Origin of the sequence: Schinkia azotoformans LMG 9581, assembly GCF_000307855.1 — a bacterium.
Lineage (GTDB): Bacteria > Bacillota > Bacilli > Bacillales > Bacillaceae_J > Schinkia > Schinkia azotoformans.
This window is the reverse complement of sequence record NZ_AJLR01000147.1, coordinates 53,324-76,999: the sequence shown is the minus strand read 5'-3', so window position 1 is coordinate 76,999 and position 23,676 is coordinate 53,324. Positions and strand designations below refer to the sequence as shown.

Annotated in this window: 24 protein-coding genes; 7 read left to right on the top strand and 17 right to left on the bottom strand. The window is 36.9% G+C overall.

Going from position 1 to position 23,676, the window contains the following annotated elements; all coding sequences use genetic code 11:
• Nucleotides 1-102 precede the first annotated feature (102 nt).
• The 4 genes from BAZO_RS18015 to BAZO_RS18000 are packed head-to-tail and all read right to left on the bottom strand — an operon-like array spanning nucleotide 103 to nucleotide 5,535.
• On the bottom strand, nucleotides 103-1,845 hold the full coding sequence (locus tag BAZO_RS18015; protein WP_003332860.1) for a nitrilase-related carbon-nitrogen hydrolase: 1,743 nt from the start codon (nucleotides 1,843-1,845) through the stop codon (nucleotides 103-105).
• Between the two features lie 40 nt (nucleotides 1,846-1,885).
• Nucleotides 1,886-3,226 (bottom strand): (Fe-S)-binding protein, encoded by a 1,341-nt coding sequence (locus BAZO_RS18010; protein ID WP_003332859.1) that lies wholly within the window; start codon nucleotides 3,224-3,226, stop codon nucleotides 1,886-1,888.
• The gene (locus BAZO_RS18005; protein WP_003332858.1) at nucleotides 3,223-4,629 is read right to left on the bottom strand and encodes an FAD-binding oxidoreductase; all 1,407 of its coding nucleotides are present in this window, start codon (nucleotides 4,627-4,629) and stop codon (nucleotides 3,223-3,225) included. Before BAZO_RS18005 ends, BAZO_RS18010 begins: the two co-directional genes overlap by 4 nt.
• A 27-nt stretch (nucleotides 4,630-4,656) precedes the next feature.
• Nucleotides 4,657-5,535, bottom strand: a complete 879-nt coding sequence (locus tag BAZO_RS18000) for a DUF6282 family protein (protein ID WP_003332857.1) — start codon at nucleotides 5,533-5,535, stop codon at nucleotides 4,657-4,659.
• A gap of 272 nt (nucleotides 5,536-5,807) precedes the next feature.
• Between BAZO_RS18000 and BAZO_RS17995 the strand changes: the two genes are divergently transcribed.
• Nucleotides 5,808-6,074, top strand: a complete 267-nt coding sequence (locus BAZO_RS17995; protein WP_003332856.1) for a hypothetical protein — start codon at nucleotides 5,808-5,810, stop codon at nucleotides 6,072-6,074.
• Nucleotides 6,075-6,096: 22 nt separating this feature from the next.
• On the top strand, nucleotides 6,097-6,795 hold the full coding sequence (locus BAZO_RS17990) for a Crp/Fnr family transcriptional regulator (protein ID WP_003332854.1): 699 nt from the start codon (nucleotides 6,097-6,099) through the stop codon (nucleotides 6,793-6,795).
• A gap of 21 nt (nucleotides 6,796-6,816) precedes the next feature.
• Here the strand turns inward: BAZO_RS17990 and BAZO_RS17985 are convergent, their stop codons facing one another.
• On the bottom strand, nucleotides 6,817-7,074 hold the full coding sequence (locus BAZO_RS17985; protein ID WP_003332853.1) for a hypothetical protein: 258 nt from the start codon (nucleotides 7,072-7,074) through the stop codon (nucleotides 6,817-6,819).
• The gene (locus BAZO_RS17980; RefSeq protein WP_003332852.1) at nucleotides 7,067-8,680 is read right to left on the bottom strand and encodes a sensor domain-containing protein; all 1,614 of its coding nucleotides are present in this window, start codon (nucleotides 8,678-8,680) and stop codon (nucleotides 7,067-7,069) included. The genes BAZO_RS17985 and BAZO_RS17980 overlap by 8 nt, the downstream gene beginning before the upstream one ends.
• Nucleotides 8,681-8,814: 134 nt before the next feature.
• On the opposite strand from BAZO_RS17980, the gene BAZO_RS17975 reads away from it, so the two are divergent.
• A complete protein-coding gene (locus tag BAZO_RS17975; protein WP_003332851.1) occupies nucleotides 8,815-9,282 on the top strand; it encodes a V4R domain-containing protein in 468 nt (155 codons plus the stop codon).
• A gap of 83 nt (nucleotides 9,283-9,365) precedes the next feature.
• Here the strand turns inward: BAZO_RS17975 and BAZO_RS17970 are convergent, their stop codons facing one another.
• From BAZO_RS17970 to BAZO_RS17920, 11 genes are all read right to left on the bottom strand, one after another.
• A complete protein-coding gene (locus BAZO_RS17970) occupies nucleotides 9,366-9,761 on the bottom strand; it encodes an STAS domain-containing protein (protein ID WP_003332850.1) in 396 nt (131 codons plus the stop codon).
• Nucleotides 9,754-10,182: an ATP-binding protein gene (locus tag BAZO_RS17965; RefSeq protein WP_003332849.1), complete on the bottom strand. Its 429-nt coding sequence runs from the start codon at nucleotides 10,180-10,182 to the stop codon at nucleotides 9,754-9,756. Before BAZO_RS17965 ends, BAZO_RS17970 begins: the two co-directional genes overlap by 8 nt.
• Before the next feature lie 12 nt (nucleotides 10,183-10,194).
• A complete protein-coding gene (locus BAZO_RS17960) occupies nucleotides 10,195-12,297 on the bottom strand; it encodes a methyl-accepting chemotaxis protein (RefSeq protein WP_003332848.1) in 2,103 nt (700 codons plus the stop codon).
• Between the two features lie 182 nt (nucleotides 12,298-12,479).
• Nucleotides 12,480-13,412: a FixH family protein gene (locus BAZO_RS17955; protein WP_003332846.1), complete on the bottom strand. Its 933-nt coding sequence runs from the start codon at nucleotides 13,410-13,412 to the stop codon at nucleotides 12,480-12,482.
• Nucleotides 13,409-14,080: an ABC transporter ATP-binding protein gene (locus tag BAZO_RS17950; protein ID WP_003332845.1), complete on the bottom strand. Its 672-nt coding sequence runs from the start codon at nucleotides 14,078-14,080 to the stop codon at nucleotides 13,409-13,411. Before BAZO_RS17950 ends, BAZO_RS17955 begins: the two co-directional genes overlap by 4 nt.
• Nucleotides 14,077-14,874: an ABC transporter permease gene (locus BAZO_RS17945; protein WP_003332844.1), complete on the bottom strand. Its 798-nt coding sequence runs from the start codon at nucleotides 14,872-14,874 to the stop codon at nucleotides 14,077-14,079. Before BAZO_RS17945 ends, BAZO_RS17950 begins: the two co-directional genes overlap by 4 nt.
• Nucleotides 14,874-16,190, bottom strand: coding sequence for a nitrous oxide reductase family maturation protein NosD (nosD, locus tag BAZO_RS17940; protein ID WP_003332843.1), 1,317 nt, complete (start codon nucleotides 16,188-16,190; stop codon nucleotides 14,874-14,876). The genes BAZO_RS17945 and nosD overlap by 1 nt, the downstream gene beginning before the upstream one ends.
• Nucleotides 16,187-16,756: a hypothetical protein gene (locus BAZO_RS17935; protein ID WP_003332842.1), complete on the bottom strand. Its 570-nt coding sequence runs from the start codon at nucleotides 16,754-16,756 to the stop codon at nucleotides 16,187-16,189. The genes nosD and BAZO_RS17935 overlap by 4 nt, the downstream gene beginning before the upstream one ends.
• Before the next feature lie 62 nt (nucleotides 16,757-16,818).
• Nucleotides 16,819-18,696 (bottom strand): Sec-dependent nitrous-oxide reductase, encoded by a 1,878-nt coding sequence (gene nosZ / locus BAZO_RS17930; RefSeq protein ID WP_003332841.1) that lies wholly within the window; start codon nucleotides 18,694-18,696, stop codon nucleotides 16,819-16,821.
• A gap of 15 nt (nucleotides 18,697-18,711) precedes the next feature.
• The gene (locus BAZO_RS17925; protein WP_003332840.1) at nucleotides 18,712-19,146 is read right to left on the bottom strand and encodes a cytochrome c family protein; all 435 of its coding nucleotides are present in this window, start codon (nucleotides 19,144-19,146) and stop codon (nucleotides 18,712-18,714) included.
• 295 nt (nucleotides 19,147-19,441) lie between these two features.
• Nucleotides 19,442-20,032, bottom strand: a complete 591-nt coding sequence (locus BAZO_RS17920) for an SCO family protein (RefSeq protein ID WP_003332839.1) — start codon at nucleotides 20,030-20,032, stop codon at nucleotides 19,442-19,444.
• Between the two features lie 217 nt (nucleotides 20,033-20,249).
• On the opposite strand from BAZO_RS17920, the gene BAZO_RS17915 reads away from it, so the two are divergent.
• The 4 genes from BAZO_RS17915 to BAZO_RS23120 are packed head-to-tail and all read left to right on the top strand — an operon-like array spanning nucleotide 20,250 to nucleotide 23,582.
• Nucleotides 20,250-21,167, top strand: coding sequence for a putative selenate ABC transporter substrate-binding protein (locus BAZO_RS17915; RefSeq protein WP_003332837.1), 918 nt, complete (start codon nucleotides 20,250-20,252; stop codon nucleotides 21,165-21,167).
• 11 nt (nucleotides 21,168-21,178) lie between these two features.
• Complete coding sequence (locus BAZO_RS17910; RefSeq protein ID WP_003332836.1) at nucleotides 21,179-21,937, top strand: phosphonate ABC transporter ATP-binding protein; 759 nt, start codon at nucleotides 21,179-21,181, stop codon at nucleotides 21,935-21,937.
• Complete coding sequence (locus BAZO_RS23125) at nucleotides 21,934-22,728, top strand: PhnE/PtxC family ABC transporter permease (RefSeq protein ID WP_003332835.1); 795 nt, start codon at nucleotides 21,934-21,936, stop codon at nucleotides 22,726-22,728. The genes BAZO_RS17910 and BAZO_RS23125 overlap by 4 nt, the downstream gene beginning before the upstream one ends.
• Complete coding sequence (locus BAZO_RS23120; RefSeq protein ID WP_003332834.1) at nucleotides 22,725-23,582, top strand: PhnE/PtxC family ABC transporter permease; 858 nt, start codon at nucleotides 22,725-22,727, stop codon at nucleotides 23,580-23,582. Before BAZO_RS23125 ends, BAZO_RS23120 begins: the two co-directional genes overlap by 4 nt.
• Nucleotides 23,583-23,676: the final 94 nt, after the last annotated feature.

Genomic DNA, 23,676 nt, shown 5'->3' with positions numbered 1-23,676 from the left:
GGAGATTCATATAAGGTTAATTATAATACTAGCATACTTTTATAACTTTTTTAATATTACAAACTTTAAAGGGATGACTGTATTATGTCATCCCCTCATAATTTAGAATAATACAAGGGGCTTGTAATCCCTTGTTTGTCTAAGAGCAATTACCTTTTCTTGATTAATCCACCAATCAGATTGCAAAGTTTCGTAATTTACGATGAGGCTCTCCTCGTTATTGTTTGTAGCAATTACGGGCTGGTCTAATCCATAAAGTGGGTCAATCGTGTACATGCCACTTCTTCCACCTACAGTTCCCTCCTTCTTTATTGAATTAGCTACCAATACATAGGCTTGATTACCTAATGCAATCGCATCCCATGTTGTTAGGGCCCCTTCAGGGTAGAGATTGACTGAAACATTTTTATTTATTTCTCTTTCCTTTCCAAACTCTCCATACCAATTAGAAGGAATGATGATTGTATCCGCCCGCTTTACGGCCAATATACCACTTACTTCGGGAAAAGCAGCATCATTTCCTATCATTATTCCAATTCTGCCTATACTGTTGGTGTCAAAAACCTCAATTTTCTCCCCCGGTGTTGCCCACCTTTTCTCTTCCTCATTTAGATGTATTTTCCGGTAATGTCCAATAACCTCTCCAAATTCATCAATTACGATTGCTGAATTGTATAGCAATGATTTCTCTTTTTCTAAGAATCCTAAGACAATATGGATGTTCCACCTTTTTGCTAAGTCTCTATATTGTTTTATAAAAATGTCATTCACCGTTTCTGCTAATCCCATAATCTCTTCTATAGGAATCCCCGCAACTGTTCCAGTCATTGCCAGTTCCGGAAATACAACTAGATCTAGCTTGTTCCCCTTTTGTCTTAAATTAGTGACGGTTTCCTCTATTAGTTGCTTATGTTTGGCAAGATTTTGTTTTTTATCTAAAGGAACGATTTCAGTTTGAAAAATAGCAGCTGTAATTTTTTCCGTTACCGTACTTTTTGTAAAATCCCAAGGGGCAATGTACAGCATGAGCTCTCTATAGTTTTCAGGCCTTCGTTCACGCAACCGTTCTTTTCCGGGATTTTGATAAAGATCTTTATTAATCGTTCCAAATAAAATTAATGGTTCATGAACTGACTGTTCCGGTGTTGGAATGTATGGGGCTTCCGCCACCTTTTCACCCAGAGGTGACCAGATGGCACTTGCGCCAACCATGTGGTGCCCATTTTCGCAATTTGAGCGATTTGCGCTTACGACATATAAACCATTTGTTTCAGCCCGATCCTGTAGTAATGAAATGGTTTGGGAGCTAGAGTTAGTAGGAAATGCCAGAATATTAGCACCTTGAACAGCAGCTAATCTTGCTGATTCAAAGAAAACGGAATCCATACAAATATTGATTGCAATATTTCCAATTTCAGTTTCAAATACCGGAACACCTAAATCTCCAATCGCTGCCCAGTGCGCTTCACTTTCCCATAAATGGATTTTGCGATATTTACCAATATATCCGTCTGGACCTATTAATGCCGCTGAGTTGTAATATAGTCCTGTTTCCGAATCTTGTTCAGGCATGCCTATAACGATAAAAGTTTTATAGCTTTTAGCCAATGATTCAAAGAAGGCTGTTGTATGTCCGGGTATAAGGTCTACAAATGAAGCAATCGCCTTTCGATCTTTATAGTAATACCCTGTTGTTGCCATCTCAGGTGTAATGATAAGCTTTGCACCTTGTTGAGCAGCCTCTTCTATTACAGCAAATAAAGCCTTTATATTTTTTTCCCTTTCATTTAAGACCGGATTAAATTGTATACAAGCAACCTTAAATGAATTATTATTCGTGTTCATTAAAACACTCCCTCCATAAACTCCCTTATGAAAGTTATTTTTAAAGTCCACAAGCTTCCGCAAGAACTTCTACTAAATGAAGACTTCGTAACGGAACGGCACTTGGAGTTCTTTCTACACCTAAATTCATTTGAAGTAAGCAACCGGGGTTCGTTGTCACAATGGTTCTTGCTTTCGTACTTAAAATATCCTTTATTTTATCATCCAAGATCATCATCGATTCTTCAAAATGAAGAAGATTATAGATTCCTCCAGAACCACAGCACATATGACTACTTTTAAGTTCTATATACATTGCACCTGGAATTGACTTTAAAAGCTGCCTTGGCGGCTCAATTATTCCTTGAACATTACGAAGGTGACAAGAGTCCTGATAAGTTATGATCCCCTCCCAGTCTTTTTTAAATGGAAGTGGACCAAATTGAACTAGCAGTTGACTAATATCCTTTGTTTTTGACACAAATTGTCGGGCCCGCTCCTTCCATTCAGGCTCATCATCAAGTAAATGATCATACTCATGGAGCATGGCCCCACACCCCCCAGCATTATTGACATAGTAATCAGCACCACTTTTTTCAAATGCAATAATATTCGCCTTTGCTAATCCCCTCGCCTCTTTATTCATACCTTGATGAGAATGTAGGGCACCGCAGCATTGTTGCTCTTGAACAACGACCACCTCACAACCGGCTAAGGATAATAGTTCAATTGATTGGCGATTAATTTTATACATTAAGCCATCCATTATACAGCCGATAAAGAAGCCGACTCTTGCTTTTTTTGTGCCTTTTGCTGGAATGACTTGACCAATTTGGTTTCGTTTTGTTGGACTTTCCAATTTTGGAAGAACTTTTTCAAATTGAGCCATAGAGGGAGAAATTTTCTCGATGATCTTTGTTTTCTGGACAAGTTTGTTTACGCGTAACGCTTGATAGAGCCAGAACATATTACCAACTGCTCTCATTCTTGTTGGATAAGGAAATAATTTTGTTAACACAAGCTTTTTAATTTTTCCTTGCCTTTTTATATGATTCTGTTTCGTTTGTTTTTCCGTTATGACTTCTTTAGCCGATTCCAAAATATGACCATATGGAACATTAACCGGGCAGGCTACTTCACAAGCCCTGCAGCCTAGACATAAATCAATCGGTTCAGCCAAATGTTCCTCTATATCGATCTTTCTTTCTGCAGCCATTTTTACCAAGTTAATCCGACCACGAGGTGAAGCCGTTTCTTTTCCCATCATTTTGTATGTTGGGCATACTGGCAAACAATATCCACACTGAATACATTTGTTTGTATCTTCATACGTTAACTCAAAAAGCTTTTTGGAATGCAAATCATCTGGTATTGGATTCATTTCTTTTTTTACCACTGTCAATCCGTTAGCACCACCTTTGTTATTCCTGGTTTCGGAAAAATTTTTCCAGGATTTAAGATGTTATTAGGATCCCAAGCTTGTTTAATAGATCTCATCAATTCAAGACCCGCTTTGCCAAGCTCCATCTCCATATAAGGCGCTTTCAGTATTCCAATTCCATGCTCACCAGACAAAGTACCGCCTAGTTGAACTGCTGCCTCAAAAATTTCACTAACTGCGTTCTCTACTCTCTTCATTTCCTCTTTATTTCGTTTATCTGTAATAATATTTGGATGCATATTACCGTCCCCGGCATGACCAAACACTACTAATGTAAGATTATATTTTTCTCGAATTTCTTTTAGTCTTTCCATCATCGCTGGAATTTGGCTTCGTGGTACAGTTGCATCCTCCGAAATTTTAGTAGGTCCCAATTGAGTAATCGCGGGCGACACCATTTTTCTAGCCTTCCAAATTTCATCCCGCTCTTTATCTGTTTTTGCAACCTTGACAGTAGTTGCCCCTACTGAGAGGCAGATCTCTTCACAAGCTTTTATCTCTTCGTCAATAGCTAAAGGATGACCGTCTACTTCTATAACTAGTAGTGCTTCAGCATCAAGTGGTAAACCTGTTGGCTGATAATTTTCTACAGCCCTTATACAGGAATTATCCATTAACTCCATTGCAGCGGGTAATATTCCATTGGACAAGATGTTTGTAATCGCATATCCCGAATCGACAAGTTGTCCAAATGTAGCTAGCAATGTTTTCCTTGCCTTTGGCTTCGGGATTAAACGTAAGATTACTTCGGTTACAATTCCCAGCGTACCTTCTGAACCAACGATTAACCGCGTTAAATCGTAGCCAGTAACGTTTTTTACCGTTTTTCCACCTGTTCTAACAATATCTCCGGTTGGTGTAACGACTTCGAGACCGATTACATATTCCTTTGTTGTTCCATATTTTAACCCCTTAGGCCCACTTGAATTTTCAAGCAAATTCCCGCCAATCGTTGATACATGGGAGCTACTGGGATCCGGGGGATAAAATAATCCAACTTTTTCGGCCTCTTGATGGATATTGGCTGTTATCACTCCAGGTGATGCTATGGCTAGTAAATTTTCTTTATCAATCACAAGTTTTTTACTCATTTGGGACATGTCAAGGATGATTCCACCTTCAACAGGTAGAGAACCACCACTTAAGGAAGTTGCCGAGCCCCGTGGATAAACTGGGACAAGGAATGTATTTGCTAGTTTAACAATTTTGCTGATTTCTTCTGCATCAATTGGTTGAACCGCCAGATCAGGTAAATATTGTCCGAATGAAGCATCATAACTATAAGAATATAAATCCTCTAATTTAGTAAACAGTCTATTTTCAGGTATAAATTCTTTAATCGCTTGGAATATTTGTTTATTCAATTTTCCTCCACTCCCCTATGAAGCATTTTAGAGTCCAAGTAATTGTTTTGGATTGCTTACTATCATTTTAGTAATCTCTTTATCTGACAAACCGGCCTGAAGCATATCATCCACAAATCGACTTAAGGCTCTAACGGGAGGGATATTATGACTTTGTCCATAGTCCGTTACCATCACACAAGAATCCGCACCGAGAATTTTTATCGTCTCTGCCATCTCCTCTGTTCTAATATCATTAAAATCATCACTACAAGCTAAGTAACATTTTTCTAAAATACAACCTTTTTTTACAAATTTCTTTTCCAATTCATGCGGAATACGTGCTATTCCTAGATCAGTGTGCTGGATTAAAATTTTTTCAACCTTATGTTCAATTGCAGCATCTACTAACACATCAACTTCCTTTGCCGCCAGATGTCCTGTTGCAAGGATTATATTTGCCTCCGCAATTAAATCTAATATTTCATGAACCTCCGGAAGAATACTCCTATTTTCATCCCATATTTCAAGTCCGTAACTATGTTTCAGACTTTTTTTGCTATTAAAAAACTTTGTTTTCTTTTTCCCAAAGTAACGTTGATGTTCTTCCGCAGAAAATGTTGGCATCCAAATGATTTTAGCCCCCAACCGGATTGCGGTATCAACTGTTGCTGGCGACAGACCACCTGTAAAGTGATTACATACGATACCTCCATATACACGAAGTTGTGGTTCTTTTTCACGTATTAACGCAGCTCTATCGACAGTTTGAGCCTCATGCGCTTTTAACACAACGCCTGACATTTTTGCTTCTTTTATATCCTCTATTAACTCCCAATCCGTTTGCTTTCTTGGGAACAAACTTGGGGCACTATGAACATGTAGCTCTATTGCCCCTTCTAATAACGGGTGAAATGGTATATTCATTACTTAACTCCCCTTTTTATGGTTAGTTCTTTTATTTCTAAATATGCAAGAATTGTGCCATTGTTTATACCCATTAGCGTGGACTCATTTATCAATTAAATTGTGATTGAATATTAAGAACAATAAAATTAATATACTTAGATTTGTAAAAATTTTTTTCGTTATTATCTTTTATTTTTTACAAATTGTGTGACAATATTAACTCCATCATTCACTATTGTTCGCTATAATTGGATTTATAATAAATGTTCAATTTCGAGGTGATGTTCTTGATGATTAGAAAATTAACAAATCGCGAATTAGTTTCTCAGATTGAAAGTATCTTGAAGGTGAAAAAGAAAGATAGAAACTTTTTTAATAACGAGAAGATTGAAGATATTTATTTCGAATTGATTGAAGAAGAAAAGTCAAGGATAGAATTAGGACTTCGAAGCAGCTTAGAACTTTTATTTTTAACGGCCTTAATCAAGTTTAAATTAATTTTCATTGGATTTAAAGATTCCTTTCATATGATGGTTGGCAAAAATCAACTTCATTAACTTTCAAGGAAGGTATATCACAATGTACTATACTCAAAATTGTAATCATCAATCATCTTGTTTACGCATTGTTCCGGTTTTTCAGGGGTTGGATCATGAAGAGCTGGCAACTATACAATCTGTGACAAATAGCAGTTGTTATAAAAAGGGCGACTATATTTTTCGTGAAGGGGAGCATTCTGACTCTCTTTTTGTTGTCCATGAAGGTTTAATCAAGCTTTCAAAACTGAACGAAGAGGGGAAGGAGCAAATTATTCGTCTCCTATTTCCCGGGGATTTTTTTGGACAATTTGCCTTGCTGCAAAATAGTAACCATTATGCTAATGCAGAAGCACTTGAACAAACAACAATTTGCTCGATTGAAAAAGCAGCCTTTTTAGATACGCTTGGCAAAAATCCGACGATGGCGCTTCACTTCATTAACGCTTTAAATAATCGCTTGTTTTTGGCTGATGAGTGGATGAGTCTACTGAGCCTTATGGAGGTTGAGAAACGGTTAGCGAGGGTCATTCTGCTATTTTTCGAAAAGGTTGAGGTTAGGAATAACGAGTTTATGTTACCGATCCCAAAAAAGGATTTAGCTTCATTGATAGGAACAACACCTGAAACTCTGAGCCGCAAATTACTATCGTTTGCGGAACAAGAAATTATTGCAGTAAAGCAGCGCAGAGTGATTCAGGTGCTCAATTTGGATACACTAAAAGATTTAGCTGGTTTGTGATTATTGCATCAATGCTTAAGATTATGCTTCTTCGTTAATTTTTACCGCCATAATTCGATAATGCTCTGGCCCTAATTCGTTAATAATCGCATTCATACCAAGAGCACTTAATGCATTGATTAACGGTTGCGCATAAAGTGGTAAATGAATTTCGAAAATGGTCCCTGCAGGGGTCTGTTTTACGTAGTCCAATATTTCACCGCGTGGATGTTCCCCTCTTTTAATATTTTCACGTACATCAATAATGGCTTTGTTTCCTTCTAATTTAACATCAAGCATCTTTCTGCACCGCCTGTCTAGTATTTATTAAAAAGTTAACAACATGATCGGATGGTAATGGTCTACTAAAATAGTAGCCTTGAATCACATCACATGATGATTTTTTTACATAGGATAATTGTTTATATGTTTCGACCCCTTCTGCCACTACATTAAGTTTAAGATCATGGGCCATTGTCGTAATCGCTGCTGTCAGCGCCTTGCTGCTTGGATTTGTATCAATATCGAAGATAAATGAGCGATCAATTTTCAGCGTATTAACCGGTAATTCTTTTAAATAATTTAAAGAGGAATAGCCTGTTCCAAAGTCATCAATCGAAATTTGAACGCCGACCTCCTTCAACTGCTGCAGTACTGAAATAGCTGAATCAATATCATGGATCACAACTCCTTCAGTGATTTCCAGCTCCAGACATTCCGGTTCAATGGAAGTTTCTTTGATAATGGCTTTAATTTTTTCAACCATATTTTTTTGCAAAAATTGTTGGGCTGACAAATTAACGGCAATACGCAGTGAGTAAAACCCTGCTTTTTCCCATTCCTTTAATTTCAAACAAGCATTTTTTAAAACCCAGTCTCCAATCGGAAGAATAAGTCCTGTTTCTTCAGCAATTGGAATAAAATCTGAAGGTGGAATATTTCCCAGATCAGGATGATTCCATCTTAATAAGGCCTCAAAGCCGATCACTTTTTCTTTTCTTATATCTAATTGCGGCTGGAAGTTTAGCGATAATTCGTTTTTCTCCAATGCTTTACGGAGGTTATTTTCAATAATAAGCCGCTCGAAGCAACCGGCATTAACCTCAACATTTGCTTTTTCATACTGATTTCTCCCCTTTTTCTTGGCCCTGTACATGGCTGAATCAGCGTTTGTAAGAAGAGTTTCATCATCGTCCCCATCGTATGGAAAAAGACTGATTCCAATACTTGTCGATATATGAATCTCAATATCATGTAATGTAAAAGGTTGAGAAAAACCAGAAACGATACTTTTGGCGACATTTTCAGCATCTGCTTCATTCTGCAAATTTTGCAAAACACAAACAAATTCGTCTCCACCCATTCGAGCTAAGATATGTTTCTCTCCGATGCTGTTTTTCAGTCTTTCAGAGGCCTGTTGCAATAATAAATCCCCATAAGAATGGCCTAATGTATCATTTACAAATTTGAAACGATCAAGATCCATATATAAAACAGCAAAGATCTTATCATTCTTTTGCGAATTGACTAGAATCTTTTTCAGCTGTTTTTGTAATAAATAGCGATTAGGCAATTTCGTTAATGGATCAAACTCACTTTTTTCATAGTTTGAAAACATAATAACGGTATGTTGCGTGATTCCATTTTCATCTTTGATTGGACTCACATTGACCCATTGTGTTTTTGTGCCGTTATTTTTTAGTTTTAGCTCGATCTCTCCTTGCCATTGCCTTGTTGCATTAATGGTATAGCTAAACAACCAATTGGCTTTTTGATTGAGAATTTCGCTCTCGCTATAGCCACTCCTTTTAAGGAAAGTTGAATTGGCAAATTGAATCGTTCCGTCCATATTTGTGATCAGTACGCCATCCTGTAATTGTTGAAGTGCTTCTTTATAAAGATGCAAAGACCCCTCACCTCCGGTTCCATCCCGCTATATGGATTATGATACTACGCTAATTCATAGAAGTAATTGATTTAAATCAAGGATTTTATTTTAAAGCTTTGTGATAATGATTATCAGTGAGAGAATGGAGTTGAATGATCGAAATGAATACGATGAATTTATTTACCTTTGAAGATATGAAAAAAATTAAACGAAACATATTAGGAGAATCTGTGCCGTTAGAGCTATTTCGCTCTGTAAGATTAATCGGCATGTATCAAGGTTTACCGATGAAAGGGAAAAATACAACAATGACGGTGGGTCGAAAAATTGGCGAAAGCATGCAGGTTTCCTCAATCGAAGAAGTCTTGGAGTTGTTTGAACAATTGAGAATAGGCATTCCGCGAATACTTTCGCAAAACGATAATGAAATTCATATTGCTATTGAGGACTGCTTCTGTGAAGGCCTTCCCGTCCACGAAGGAAATATGGTTTGCGACCTAGAAGGAGCTATTTTAGAAGGTGCGTTATCCTCGATTTATGAGGGCGAAATTCATGTTCGCGAAGTGAAGTGCAATGTAAACGGTGATGAGGATTGCGAGTATAAGATCAAGTTTTCGTAACGGACTATGGGGACAGACACCACCCTCCAGTAGGTGCGCCAGTTGCGTCACCAGCAGTGCCTGTCCCCTCTATTCAGTTTCTTTTAATAATCATCGATGGATAGTCCCGACGGTGTATCCAAATCCTTTGATAACAGTGCAACGGCTTCTTCCTTTGTTTCCACGACCGGAAATATTAATGTGAGTTTAGTAATTTTAAATAGTTGCAGGATCGAAGGTTTGTTAATTACAACTACCATTCGATTCCGATTTTGATTCTTTAGCTTTTTAGCAATGCTTACTAAAATGCCAAATCCTGTACTGTCTATCGTCTTTACATTTTGTAAATCCAAAATGTAGCCGTCACAATCGACTAGAAGTGAAAATATTTCTTCGCGAATTTTTTCAGTTTGACCGTATACCAGCTCTCCTGAAAACATGATCCTTTGAAACCCATGAAGGATTTCCGACCGAATCTCAACACTATTATTTTCAATCATATAATTCATCCCGCATTCTTATTTTCAATATGTTTCGGCCCTGCTCATCCCTACTAAATGACCATTCATCTGCAATTTCGTTAATGATTAATAGACCTCTGCCGCTTTCCTCCCATAATACATCATCAAATGTTTGGGTAGAGAGATTCTCTAATACTATATCGGAAATCTGTGCACCATAGTTTTTAATAATAAAATCTGTATACTCTTCTGTTTTAATGATTGAAAATGAAATAGAAGCATTAGTTCGATCTGAATACTGTATTGCATTAATTAAACCTTCATTGATCGCAAAGCATTTTTTTATTTGATCCTCTTCTTCTAAATTTTGTAATGCTTCCCTACTTAAATGATGTAATATTGGTAAAGATGTTGAGGTGGATGGACAATCTACCTCAACCATTAATTGTTTTGTCAACATTTGCCCCACTCCTTACACTGTAAATCTATTAATTTCACTCTGCAGTTCCTCCGCTAATTTAGCCAATGCGAGGGAACTAGCTGACATTTCCTCCACTGTTGCAGATTGCTCTTCAGCAGAGGCAGCTACTTCTTCCGCAGATGCGGCCGTATCTTCGATTACAGCTGCTACTACTTGAACAGATTTTAGGACCTCATCGGCATTTTCCTCAAGCTGCACTAAAACTTGTTGAAGCTCCTGGACACTCATTTCCGTTTTTTCAACGTTTCGAACAATCTCTTTTAAAGATTCGCCGCCCTTTTGAATGATATTCACTTGACCTTGGACAGCGGTTAAATTACTTTCCATCGTTCTTACTGTTACGGATGTTTCAGACTGGATGGACTCAATTAACTCTATGATTTGACGGGCTGCCGTACTAGATTGTTCTGCTAATTTCCTTACTTCTTCAGCAACTACGGCAAAGCCTTTTCCTTGCTCACCGGCTCTTGCAGCTTCGATTGCCGCATTTAATGCCAACAAATTAGTTTGATCAGCAATATTAGTAATGACGCTAATGATGCCGCCAATTTCATTTGATCGTTTTCCAAGCTTTTGAATCGAATCTGTCGCAAATTGTACAGTTCGAGTAACATCGCCAAGGTGGCTTATCGCTTCTGAAATCGCGGCATTACCAACACTAGCAAATTGCGAAGATTCCTTGGCTTGAATGAATGATTGTTCCACTTTGGCGTTTCCAATATCAACCTGTGCTTTCATATTTTTAATCATCTCAAGAATGGCACCGGTATGATCAGATTGCTTGGTCGCTCCAGCTGCAACACCGTTAATTGTGTCGGCAATTTGCATGGCGGTCTGTTCAGTCTCATCAGCACTTGCTGAAAGCTGTTCAGATGAACTTGCCAATTGTTCTACCGCCGCTTGACTCTTCTTTATCATCATTGAAAAAGAGTCAGCCATCCCATTAAAGGCTTCACCGATAACAAGTAATTCATCCTGGGATTTAATATTTGTTCTAACTGTCAAATTCCCATTAGCCATTTCACTTGTTGTTTTTACTAAATTAGTAACGGCATCCTTAACAGACATAAAAAATGAAATACATAAATAGGCTGCTAATAAAAATAGAACAGAAACGATTATTGTCAGAGTCAACTTTTCCATTTCTAACTGCGAAACCTGATCCAATAGAAGCTGATTTAACATATTTGTTTCTATTTCGTATAAAGCGAAGCTTGCATCAATAGCCTTTGTTCCGATATCAAAAAACTGTCCAGATTCAATATCGACCTTCTTAATAATCCTATTTTCAAAGATATCAAGAAATTCTGAAATTGATTGCTGGGAGAAATCAACCTTTTCCTTAAGTTTATTTCCGACCTCTGGATTTTCATTAAGGATAATACTATATGCTCTTATAAAGTTATCTGAATTACTACGGATCGAACTTATAAATGAAGAAAACTGTAGTTTTTCTTCATCAGTCAATACCCCTTTTGCAGCAGCACCTGCACCTTTTCCACGTGCCTGGCCCATATTTTCAGTTAAAAGCGGTAATTCATTTACAACTGACTCCATTAAATAGCTTGCATCTAACTGAGGTACAACTTTAAGCTTTGAAGAATCAGCGACATCTTTTATTAATTCCATTGTTTCATATGTAATCTCGGTATGAAGAGCAAAGCTTTCAGGCGCCTTCATATTATATACATTTTTGGAGACACTGATCCACTTATTCTTAATATCAGTCCATGCCTTGGTAGTTTTAAGCCTACTTCCAACCTCTTGATCAATATTGTCAATAGTTGTTATCGTATCATCTATTTTCTTTTGAATCTCAATTAGTTTTTCTTTAAAGGATTGGTCACCATTTAAATAGCCATTCGCCGTACCACGATGCTGCTGCATATATTGTAAAAATGTCTTTAATTCATTATTATACTTTGCACCATCGACAGCTTCCTCTGCCGCCTCTATACTATTATTTATTTCTGAAAACAAAAAATAAGAAAGTAATACTAACGGAATAAGAACAATTACACCTAGAATGAAAAATTTCCCTGAATACTTAAACTTATTAATGAGCCAAGTCCCTGGTGCAAAAAAATACTGCATTCGTCTATTCCCCCGTTTCAAATAGGCTAATTCTCTGTAATTTTACTGTTTACACAGTATTTATATCGTGATAAATCTCACAATTTTCTTTATTAATTATGAACGTTTATAAAACTGTACCAACTGGCAAGTGGGGACAGGCACAAAAAAAATCGGAAGCAAGTCGAATCACCTGCTTCCGATTATGATTTATTCAATTTAATATCTAATGTTCCAACTTGTGAAACTAATAGTTCTTCATATTTCTTTTCTGCTAACATATTAATCTCTTTTGATTCCGCTTTAGGATTTGCTTCTTTCACATTATTCATTACATCCTGCTGAACCTTTGACACTAGCACGATCGATTTCTGTTGTTTTTCTTGGATAGACCAAAACTTTTCTTCCCCATATTCTTTGATCAACTTCCCGGCTACTTCGCTATTTCTGTATGAATTTTTCGTTTCATTTAATTTTGCTTGAATTTCATCAGAAGAGGCTTTGTGACCCTTTTCTTCTGCTAATAAGGCCATAGCTCGCAGACGAATAACTTGAGTTAATAATGTATTTTTGTTTTTAGCCGCTGCGACCTGGGCATCCCAGTACTTCATAGCTTCCTCTAACTCTTTACCTTGATATTTAGCTTTGTCAGCTTCACGATACATTTCAATTTGAATCGTATTAATAGCCTCATAAAATTTAATATCTTCATCACTAATTTCTTCCCCGTTTACTGTAGCAACTACACCTTCCGGTAATGTTGTCACCGTCGCAACAGGTTCTTCAACCGTAAATTTCACAAGCTGTTCCGCTGTTTTATTTCCATTTTTTATCGTTAATAAAGCCTGCCAGTCTCCACCCATAGGCAGCGCGACTTCACCACCATAAAGACCTTCCCCTTCATCTTGTAGGGTTACTTCAATTGAACCATGGTCCATCTTTTCCATTTCAAATAAGGCCTTAACCTCTAAACCTTCAGCTGCTTTTTCTCCCTCTGAAATTTTAAACGAAACGGCCGCTGGAGTGTGATCTGGTTTATAAACCGGTGCTTCGGCAACCTCAACATTATAATTTCCGCCGCCACTACAACCCGCTAGTACAAACAATCCCATTAAAAACGTTACTATTTTTTTCATGCAAGAACTCCTTCATTTAAGATTTTGGTTTCAAATTCTTCTACCGTGTATTTTTCCATTTTCCCATCTTTTAAATAGGCTACATGGGAGCAAATTTGGTTGATTTCATCAATATGGTGTGAAGAAAGCAAGATCGTTTTATTTTCTAATGATTTTAAGATTGATAAAATCTCAATGCGGCCGATTGGATCCAAACCACTTGTCGGTTCATCTAGTATTAATAGCTCTGTATCAAAATAAAGCATAATCCCAAGTCCAAGACGCTGCAGCATCCCCTTGGAATAGCCGGAAACTTGCTCCTTCCGATCTTCCCACAACCTAACAAGCTTTAGCTTTTCCTCTAATTTGTCCTCATCAACTGTACCATCTTCTAAAGAAGCAAAGAAACGCAAATTTTCTTCACCAGTTAAATTCGGATAAAGCTGAAATTTCTCAGGTAAATAGGAAACGGTCTTTTTCCAACCCGGCTTTTGTACCGGAATTCCATTCAACTGAATCGTCCCAGTTTTTAAAGGCAAAAGATCCAGCATTAAATGAATCAGCGTAGATTTCCCAGCACCATTTCTGCCGACTAATGCACATAATTCATTTTTTTCGACAATGAGACTAACTGAATCTAAAACCTTTTTTTTCTGATAGGAATGTGATACATCACGGATTTCGATCATACTCTATCACCCTTTCCTTTTAATAAAATACTGAATACGAAAGAAAGAGCCACCCAGACAATGACATCAATAACAATAAACATGACAGGAGACGCCCAAACCATTTTTTCCATTAGGCGAGACATGTGATCTGTCGAAAATACTCCTAATGATGTTTCCAAATAGAACGGAATGGCATGAATCGGATCTAAAAAGAAAAAGACTGAAAATAGTTGTACATTATCATAGGTTACGGATGGCAGAAGATATAAAAATAATAAATCTGCTAGGTACACAAATAAAAACCATGTAAAAATATTAGCACCGATCAACTGCATTCTAGTATTGCAAATACTGCCCAAGAATAAGCCAATCTGATTAAAAATGATAATTAAAAATATCACTGACATTAGAAAAGCCATAAAATGACTAACATTAAAATAGAAGAAAAATTTCATAACTACCGCAAACACAAAGTACCAAGCAATAAAAACGCCTAAAATGACAGATTGAACAGCTATACTCTTTTTAAATAAAAAGCTTAAAAACGATTCCTTTTTCGTCGTTAAGATCATTAACGTTTTTAACTCTTTTTCTTGTATGATCGAAAAGGATGCAATAAAAATACTTAATAACGGTAAAATAAAGATATTCATTTCATATAAAGAAAGAAGAAAAACAGTAAAACCATGCTCAGACGGTAATGTACGTGCCTCTAGTAAAATAAAAATTGATAAAAGAATGACCATAAGAAGTGCTAGCCAAATCCCTTTACCCCTCGATTGCTCCTTCCATTCCTTCCAAATATAATTCATTACGCTCTTCTCCTTTTTCTTTTCCAGTAAACACTACCTAATATAACCATTAATAGCAAAATAATAATATAGAGATTATTATTTTCGTTTATTGTTCCCTTTTCCACTAAAGGAAATTGATCGGTAACCATGACTTCTTTTTTATTTAACACTTCATTCATTTTTTCATAAACTTTTATCGCCGGACTTTTTAAAAATAAATATGCTAATTCATTATCCTCTACCAATTGATAAAGCGAGGATTTATATTCAACAGGGTAATCACCGATTCCATTTTGATCGAGGTCAAGCACTGAAATAGAATTCCCCCAATAGTTTCCTTTGCCATTTTCAGACCATTGATTATTATCTTTCCCGCCAAATGTCAGCACGGTAGCGATATTATTTGAAAATCTGTTGCCGCTGAATACTTGGTCTGCAGAAGATGCCCACACTTCAACACCTATCTGGTTTTGTAAAAATTCATTATCTTTGACAATCGCTTTTTGAGATTGGTCAAAATAGATGCCTCGTTGATTTTGAAAAAAGAGATTTTTAGTTATAACTGTGTCATTCGTTGATTGCATCAAGAGTCCGTATGAACGTGTTCCTTGATTTAAGATAAATTGGTTGTTTTCTAAAATCGTTCCCCTAGATTCCATGATGGCTGCTCCACCAATATTATAGCTGAATCTATTTTTTGTAAATTTGTTTCTATCTGAGTACATATAATGCAACCCATATCTAGTATGCTGTATTTCATTTCCTTTTGAAATATTCTCATGGGAATAATCAAAGAAAATTCCATCACGTGTTCCTTCAATATAATTATTTACCAATTCATTTTGATGAGAATAATAAAGTTGAATGCCATTCCCTTGTCCACCGATCTCACCATTTTCTTTGCCAATAACCGTCACATTACTAACTTTATTGTGATGGGATTGGCTTAAATAAACACCATGAAAACAATCGGTGATTTTTATTTGATCAACAATGTTCCCATCTTTCATAAGCTTAATGCCTGCATATTCCTCCCCTGAATTTCGATCATGTCCGCTATTTATAACCGAAAAGTTTTTCAAGGTAACATTAGAAGCTTTTACAGTGATGACATTCCCTTTCCCCTCGCCTTTTATAACGGTTTCTTTCGTGCCAATGATGGTAATTGGTGAAGAAATAACAATATTCCCTTCATAGGTTTTATCTTCAAGTTGAAGCGTACCATTCTCAGGGGTTTGATCAATTAGATCTTGAAGCGATTCTTCGGCATAACCGGCATTGCTTCCAAGTAAAAAGAATAAAAATCCAACAATGACAAAGGCTTGGATTTTCATTGCGCTCTATCCTTCCATAATGGAATAATCATTAGAATAAATGCAATCCCAATCATAAAAAACCCTGTTGTAAAATAACTATGAGTTACAAAATTAGCAATTGTATTCTCTCCAATGATTGGTGGAACAAATGGTGGTACATCAATTGGAGCCATTGGGTCCAAATTTGTTCCATAGCTTTTCAGCCAGCGATGAATATCATAAACACCTAAAGCGCCGCCGATGACGAATAAACCAATTAATCCCATTAATAATTTTTTGTTACGTAAAATCCCAACAACTAATGTTAATAAGGCTAATCCGCCGATAATGTAAGATAAATAGCTTAATTCAGGAAAGTTTTCTTCACTAAATTCTTTCATGCCGATGTAGTGATTTAAACCATTAATGATCGATACATCGTTTGCATCTTCTAATTTATATGGATACACAATAATATCGAGCCCCTCTGGATATTGTGGCGCAAAAAATTTCATTCCCCACCACGGAAAGAAGATAGAAGTAACAAATAATCCTGCTGCAATAATTAATAATGCCATAGAAGGTACAGATAGCTTCTTAGACATACCCATCACCCCATAACTTATTTTAAAAAGAGGGGAGTACTATAAAGTACTCCCTTATCTGTTTAATTTTTTGGTTTAACTAATAAATAACCATTCATTTCTTGGTGTAGCGCTGAACAGAAGTTTGTACAATATAGTGGATATGTTCCAGCTTTGTCAGCTTTAAATTTAATTGTTTCTGTTTGTCCAGGCTGTACTTCGAAGTTTAGATCATATTTGTTAATAGCAAAGCCGTGTGTAATATCTTGGTCAAAGTCGATATTTGTTAAATGAATCGTTACTTCGTCGCCTTCATTTACTTCAATAACGTCTGGACGCTCAGATTTTGCATCAAAGATAAATCTTGAACGCATTGCAATACCGTAGACATCCACTTTTTTACCGTTACGTTCAATTCTTGTTTGATCCTGGCTATATACTGCATCAGGATTTGATGGATCTTTATCATAGACTGTAATTGTTTTAATCTTATCTGCTTTAATCATTTGTGCATAGTGTGGCTCTGGGTTAACTGGCGCAGATTGAATAATTTCCATCTTAGGTCCAGTTAAGTCGATTAACTGCATGGATTCAGGGTGTGAAGGACCAACAGATAAGTAAGAATCCTTCGCAATCTTATTCAATGCAATAATATACTTACCATCTGGTGAAGCTGAGTCACCTTCCGCAGCAACTGAGTGACCTGGTGAATATTGAACAGGTACACGGTCTAATGTTTCCCCTGTGTTAGGATCCCACTTAACGATTTCAGAAGAAATGAACATTGTTGTGTAAGCCATTCCTTTATCATCGAATTGTGTATGAAGCGGACCAAGAGCATTTTCAGGGTTTACTTCGCGTTCCATTACAGAATCATAGTTTAATACAGGCATACCATATTTTTCGCCAGAAAAATCTTTATTTTCGATAGCTTTAAATGCTTTTTCAAATGAAAATACTGTCATTGATGGTGCAAGTTTACCTGAAGCGATAAATCTTGTTCCATCTGGTGTTACGTCAACTCCGTGTGGAGATTTAGCAACTGGTACTAAGTAGATTCCACCTTTGTTCTTATCAGGGAAGACAATTTTTTCACCATTAACTTCTTCATAATTTCCCTCTGCAACCATCTTTTCAAGTTCCTGCCAGTTGAAGAGCACAATAAAGTCACGGTCTGCTTGAGACGCATTGATTTCCATTGTAGTTGTTGCTTCTTCCGTATTATAAGTTGTGATTACACCCCAACCATGTGAAGGACCTTTACCAGCATCTGATAAGTCATAGCTCCATGGTGGAAGTGCAACTTGCCAAGAAACTCCGAGTTTTTGTTTTTGCTCATCAAATTGAACAGCACTCATAACTCCATAATATTTTTGGCTGTATTCGTCTAATGACGCATAAGCACTGCCTAGCGGCACAGAGAAACGTGTTGGTAAGAAGATATACTCTGAATTATCAGTAACGAATGCCGCACAGTGTGGTCCACTCGTATTTGGTACTTCAATAATATCTTTTACAGTAAATGTTTTAAGATCCATTACTGCAGCACGGCTATTTGCTACGTCAGTTGCAAACATATATTTACCGTCATATTCACCTTTTGTTTCTGAGAACGCTGGATGGTGGAAGTCACCCCATGTATAGTTCCCCATAAGCTTTTTCGATTCCTCAGACCAGCCATATCCTGTTGCTGAATCTTGAGAGAAGATAGGTACTGTACGAATATGTCTCATTGATGGTACACCGTAAACAAACAATTGTCCTGAGTGACCACCAGATGCGAATAAATAATATTCGTCTTTTTCACCAAATGGCACATAAACCTTTTCAGCATTTGATTTTACTGTTGAAGATGTGTTGGCAACCGGTCTTGGACCGACTTCCGTCTGTGCGAAGAAAACAGTTGATGCCAATACACCGGCAACTAAACCAGTTATGGCAGGGATAATACCTTTTTTCATTAAACGCACCTCCTATTATTTTTCACTAGCAATTTTTAAAGCTTCAACAACTTTATTTATTTCATCATCTGTCAATGGGTTACCACCGATCACTGATGACATTACCGCTGATGTTGGTTCTTTTAAGAATTCATTAATTGGTTTTCCATGCTTTCCTTCAACATTCACATATGCTTGTGATAAGTCAGGACCTGTAGCTCCACCTTGTAAACCAAGATTTTCTACAGAGTGGCAAGCAAGGCAACCTTTCTGATTGAAAATCTCTCCTTCTGGAGATACAGCTGGTGCAGGTGCTTCCACTTTTTCATCATCGGCTGTATTTTGAGTTTGTTCGGTTGCCGCATTATCTGGTGCTGTAGCTTGTTCTTGTGAACCCGATTGACTAAATAAATAGCCACCACCAAATCCCACTAATGCGAAAACAAAAAAGATTATAATTGCATTTTTCATCTTGTCCCCCCCTTTCAGGATGTTTGTTAAGATTACGACCCTATCTTAATTCCAAAGAAACAAAAAACATGTGATAAATATCACACAATATCAAAAATTGACAAGATTTCACATTTCTTTCACATCTCCTTCACAAAAAAGACGAAATTTTTTCAAGAATCTCTTCAATATTTGATCAAATTTACTTGAAAAAATATTTTTCTATGAAAATAAAAAAACTAGCTTCCATTTGGAAACTAGTTATAAAATAAAGGTTTATCATATTACTAACAGTGAATAAATTTACTACTGTTTATTATTTCGTTATAGCTTTTAAGTCAGAAATAATTTCCTCATAAGGAACTTCTAGTCCATTATAACCTTTTACGACAATGCCTTCTTGATTAATTAAAAAGATTTTTGTACTGTGAATGAATTGATCTGTACCTGGTTCTGCTTCTGCTAATGTTTTAAATGATGATTTGGCGATTGCTTTTATTTCCTCTTCTGTATACCCAGTTAGAAAGTTCCAGTTTGAATGGTCAGCTTGAAATTTACTTGCAAATTCTTTTAATGTTTCAGGAGTATCTCTTGTTGGATCCACACTAAAAGATACTATTTCCGCATTGATTTTTTCATCGGCCATTTGTTTTTGAAGCTTCGCCATATTGGCTGTCATTGGCGGACATACAGTATCACAATTAGTAAAAACAAAGTTCGCAAGCCAGACCTTTCCTTTTAAATCTGACAGGCCAAGTTGTTGATTATCTTGATTAGTAAAAGAGAAATCCGCCATAGGCCAATCATAGGTAGCTTCAAATTTTGGTTGACCACAAGCGGTCAATGCTACTAAAGAAAATACTACTAATAAAACTCCAAATTGAATGCGCCATTTTTTTAAGTTCATTTTTTTTCCTCCAACTATTGATTTTTCAATCTTAATACTTACCAGAAATTATATCAAAATTTAGGTAACAGCTAACATTATATTTAAAATTTATAAGTGCTACTTAAAAATATTAATACTATTCTTATAAGTTTAATTACTTTACGTTTTCTTTTCTTCCTTCTATAATAATTTTTGATATTCACCATGAATTATTTTTATAGAGGAGCGAATAACTATGAAAAAAACATTACTTGCTATTTTTTCCATATTATTAATGATAGCTTTAACTGCATGTGGTGGAAACGGTGGCAGCGATAAAAATGAAGAAGGCAAAACTACTCCGGAAGCAAATACTGCAGCCAAAAAACAAGTATTAAAAATTGGAGCAATCCCTGATCAAAATGCCTCAGATTTAAATAGAAGCTTTGGTGCGATGGCGGAATATCTTAGTGAAAAAACGGGACTTGAGGTTGAATATGTACCATCCGTTGATTATGCCGCACTAATCACCGCTTTTCAGCGTGGCGAAATTCAATTAGGCTGGTTTGGCGGACTAACTGGTGTTCAGGTTCGAAATGTTGTACCAGAGGCTGAAGCAATCGTTCAAAGACCACGTGATGAACAATTCCATTCAGTATTTATTGCTCAAAATGATCTACAAATCGATAGCTTAGACGATTTAAAAGGTTTAAGCTTCACGTTTGGAAGTGAGAGTTCAACATCTGGTCATTTAATGCCACGTTACTTTATGGAAGAAGCAGGAATAAATCCTAATCAAGACCTTGATGGTATGCCTAACTATTCTGGATCACATGATAAAACATATAAATTAGTTGAATCTGGTGCTTTCCAAACAGGTGCGTTAAATGAAGCAGTTTGGGAAACAGCTGTAGCAGAAGGCAAAGTTGATGTGAATAAAGTAAAAGTTTTTTATACAACACCACCGTACTATGATTATCATTGGGTTGTAGGCAATGTCGATGAAGTATACGGGGAAGGTACTAAAGATAAACTAAAAGAAGCACTTCTTTCAATGAATGAAGAGCAAAAGGACATTCTTGACTTATTTGCCACAGATAAATTTATCGAAACAAAAAATGAAAATTATGCTGCTATAGAAAAGGTTGCAAAGGAATTAGGCATTATTAAGTAGAAGGTGAAAGCATGGCATTTCAAAACGAACAATTCGTTTTAAAAAATATCGAAAAAAAGTACGGGGAGAATAGGGCTCTATCCTCCCTTTCTCTTTGTATCCATAAGGGTGAACGAATCGCATTAATCGGTCCAAGCGGTGCCGGTAAATCAACATTATTAAATATCTTAGCGATGATTATTCAACCTGATAGCGGAGAATATTGGCTTGATGGGATGACGTCTTCCCAATATAAGGCAGGCAAAACACTGTCACGTAAGTTAGGCATTATTCGTCAGCAGTTTGATCTAGTACCTAACTTGCCGGTTATTCATAATGTTCTTGCAGGACGGTTAGGTGAATGGGGCTTTTTCAGATCAGCCCTATCATTTTTTATTCCACAAGATAAAAATATGGCTATTCATGCCTTGGAAAGAGTCGGGCTATTAGAAAAAATATATGAAAAAACAGCCAATCTTTCCGGCGGGCAGCAACAGCGTATCGCACTTGCACGCCTATTAGTGCAAAGGCCGGAAATTATTCTTGCAGATGAACCAGTTGCTTCCCTAGATCCGGCCCGTGCTGACGATATTATTTCGAAGCTTGTCCAATTAGCAGGAGAAGAAAACCAAACCTTAATTACTAGCTTGCATTCAGTTGAACTGGCTACGAAATATTTTGACCGTATTATCGCGTTAAGGGCAGGAAGGATTTTCTTTGATCTTCCTATTAATGAAGTAACTGAACATATGTTAACAGATCTTTATGATTTAATGGAGCCCGAGAGATGATGCATACGAAACCTCCATTCCATAAAAAGACGACCTTAACAATTATAATGATCATTGTATTTGCTTGGAGCTTATTTTCTGTAGAATGGGGATCTGACCTTCTACATTCCGGCGGAAAAGCAACCACCATGCAAATCCTTGAAGGAATGATCAAACCAGATTTTTCTCCGGAAATTATTAATTTAGCGATCACTTCTTCCTGGAGAACATTGGCTTATGCTACGGCCGGAATGTCACTAGCCGTTTTGTTCGGTGTTGTGTTCGGTGTGTTGGGCTCTGGTGTTGTTGCTTCGAAACCCTACAGTAAAGCGATGTTCATCACGTCCTTCCGGGGGATTTTAGGATTTATGCGGGCAATTCATGAACTTATCTGGGCTTGGTTGTTCGTAGCAGCATTCGGATTATCTCCATTTGCAGCTATTTTTGCAATTGCGATTCCCTATGGCGGCATCTTAGGAAGGATTTTTGCTGATATGTTAAATGACATTCCTGAAGAACCAATCAAAGCATTAAAAGCGAGCGGTGCCTCACGCCTGCAAATATTGTTGTACGGGTATTTTCCGATAGCTGCTGGTGGAATGGTCAGCTATGTTATGTATCGTTTTGAGTGTGCGATCCGTTCATCAGCAATTATGAGTTTTATCGGTTTAGGAGGCCTTGGTTACCAAATTCAACTGTCACTTAATGATTTAAAATACGATGAAGTATGGACATTCATGTTCTTTTTAATTGCCCTAGTTTTACTGATTGATTTTTGGAGCCAAGTTTTACGAAAGAGGTTGGTAGCATGAAAAACGAAAAAAATCTTAGGCGACCAGCCAAAATCGGTGTTATTAAGCTCTCCGTTTTGTTAATTTTCGCCCTTGTTCTTAGCTCTTGGCTTTTCATTTTTGTTGGAGAAGATGCCAGTCTATTTGATTTGTTTTCAGAGGAAAACTTGGTATATACGAAGGAATTTTTCAATGGATTGGCTGGTGTAGGGGAAGAACATCCCGCCTTTTTAAGTAAGGAAAGCTGGCTCGAGGCATTAAAGCTTTCAGTTGAAACATTGCAAATGAGTATTATGGCCATTGGATTTTCGGTCATTATTATGGTATTAACGGTGGTTCCGGCTGCCCGAAATGTGGCCAATGGAACATTGACCTTGTCAAGAAAATGGTATGGAAAAATAGTGTATGGACTTATTCGTGGTTGTTATATTTTTTCAAGATCGGTTCCAGAATTAATTTGGGCAATGATTATTATCTTTATTTTTAAACCAGGCATTCTACCTGGGGCTATTGCCTTGGCGCTGCATAACTTCGGTATATTAGGCAAGCTTTGTGCAGAGGTTATTGAGGATGTTGATACGCGACCAATACGGAGTCTAGCCTCTTCCGGTGCTGGTAAAGTACAAATGTTTATTTATGGCGTCATCCCAACTGTACTTCCCCAGTTTATCACCTATATTCTATATCGATGGGAAGTTATTATCCGTACAACCATTGTTGTCGGCTTTGTCGGAGCAGGAGGATTAGGTCAAGCTTTCAAGCTGAGTATGAGCTGGTTCCATTATTCTGATATAACGTTGTTTTTAATTTGTTATGTGCTGTTAGTGATTTTGACGGATTCGATTTCAGAAGGGATTCGGAGATTTATTAAATAGTAAATTAGTGCGCTATTATTAATCAAATCAGTTCTGGTCCCGTTTTGATGAGGATAAAATCGAGTTATCTATAATCAAACAAGCACAGAAACCC

Bases quoted from the DNA above. Each gene is read 5' to 3' on its own strand.
- BAZO_RS18015 (WP_003332860.1), bottom strand. From the start codon at position 1,845: ATGAACACGAATAATAATTCATTTAAGGTTGCTTGTATACAATTTAAT.
- BAZO_RS18000 (WP_003332857.1), bottom strand. From the start codon at position 5,535: ATGAATATACCATTTCACCCGTTATTAGAAGGGGCAATAGAGCTACAT.
- BAZO_RS17995 (WP_003332856.1), top strand. From the start codon at position 5,808: ATGATTAGAAAATTAACAAATCGCGAATTAGTTTCTCAGATTGAAAGT.
- BAZO_RS17990 (WP_003332854.1), top strand. From the start codon at position 6,097: ATGTACTATACTCAAAATTGTAATCATCAATCATCTTGTTTACGCATT.
- BAZO_RS17985 (WP_003332853.1), bottom strand. From the start codon at position 7,074: ATGCTTGATGTTAAATTAGAAGGAAACAAAGCCATTATTGATGTACGT.
- BAZO_RS17975 (WP_003332851.1), top strand. From the start codon at position 8,815: ATGATCGAAATGAATACGATGAATTTATTTACCTTTGAAGATATGAAA.
- BAZO_RS17970 (WP_003332850.1), bottom strand. From the start codon at position 9,761: ATGATTGAAAATAATAGTGTTGAGATTCGGTCGGAAATCCTTCATGGG.
- BAZO_RS17965 (WP_003332849.1), bottom strand. From the start codon at position 10,182: ATGTTGACAAAACAATTAATGGTTGAGGTAGATTGTCCATCCACCTCA.
- BAZO_RS17960 (WP_003332848.1), bottom strand. From the start codon at position 12,297: ATGCAGTATTTTTTTGCACCAGGGACTTGGCTCATTAATAAGTTTAAG.
- BAZO_RS17955 (WP_003332846.1), bottom strand. From the start codon at position 13,412: ATGAAAAAAATAGTAACGTTTTTAATGGGATTGTTTGTACTAGCGGGT.
- BAZO_RS17950 (WP_003332845.1), bottom strand. From the start codon at position 14,080: ATGATCGAAATCCGTGATGTATCACATTCCTATCAGAAAAAAAAGGTT.
- BAZO_RS17945 (WP_003332844.1), bottom strand. From the start codon at position 14,874: ATGAATTATATTTGGAAGGAATGGAAGGAGCAATCGAGGGGTAAAGGG.
- nosD (WP_003332843.1), bottom strand. From the start codon at position 16,190: ATGAAAATCCAAGCCTTTGTCATTGTTGGATTTTTATTCTTTTTACTT.
- BAZO_RS17935 (WP_003332842.1), bottom strand. From the start codon at position 16,756: ATGTCTAAGAAGCTATCTGTACCTTCTATGGCATTATTAATTATTGCA.
- nosZ (WP_003332841.1), bottom strand. From the start codon at position 18,696: ATGAAAAAAGGTATTATCCCTGCCATAACTGGTTTAGTTGCCGGTGTA.
- BAZO_RS17925 (WP_003332840.1), bottom strand. From the start codon at position 19,146: ATGAAAAATGCAATTATAATCTTTTTTGTTTTCGCATTAGTGGGATTT.
- BAZO_RS17920 (WP_003332839.1), bottom strand. From the start codon at position 20,032: ATGAACTTAAAAAAATGGCGCATTCAATTTGGAGTTTTATTAGTAGTA.
- BAZO_RS17915 (WP_003332837.1), top strand. From the start codon at position 20,250: ATGAAAAAAACATTACTTGCTATTTTTTCCATATTATTAATGATAGCT.
- BAZO_RS17910 (WP_003332836.1), top strand. From the start codon at position 21,179: ATGGCATTTCAAAACGAACAATTCGTTTTAAAAAATATCGAAAAAAAG.
- BAZO_RS23125 (WP_003332835.1), top strand. From the start codon at position 21,934: ATGATGCATACGAAACCTCCATTCCATAAAAAGACGACCTTAACAATT.
- BAZO_RS23120 (WP_003332834.1), top strand. From the start codon at position 22,725: ATGAAAAACGAAAAAAATCTTAGGCGACCAGCCAAAATCGGTGTTATT.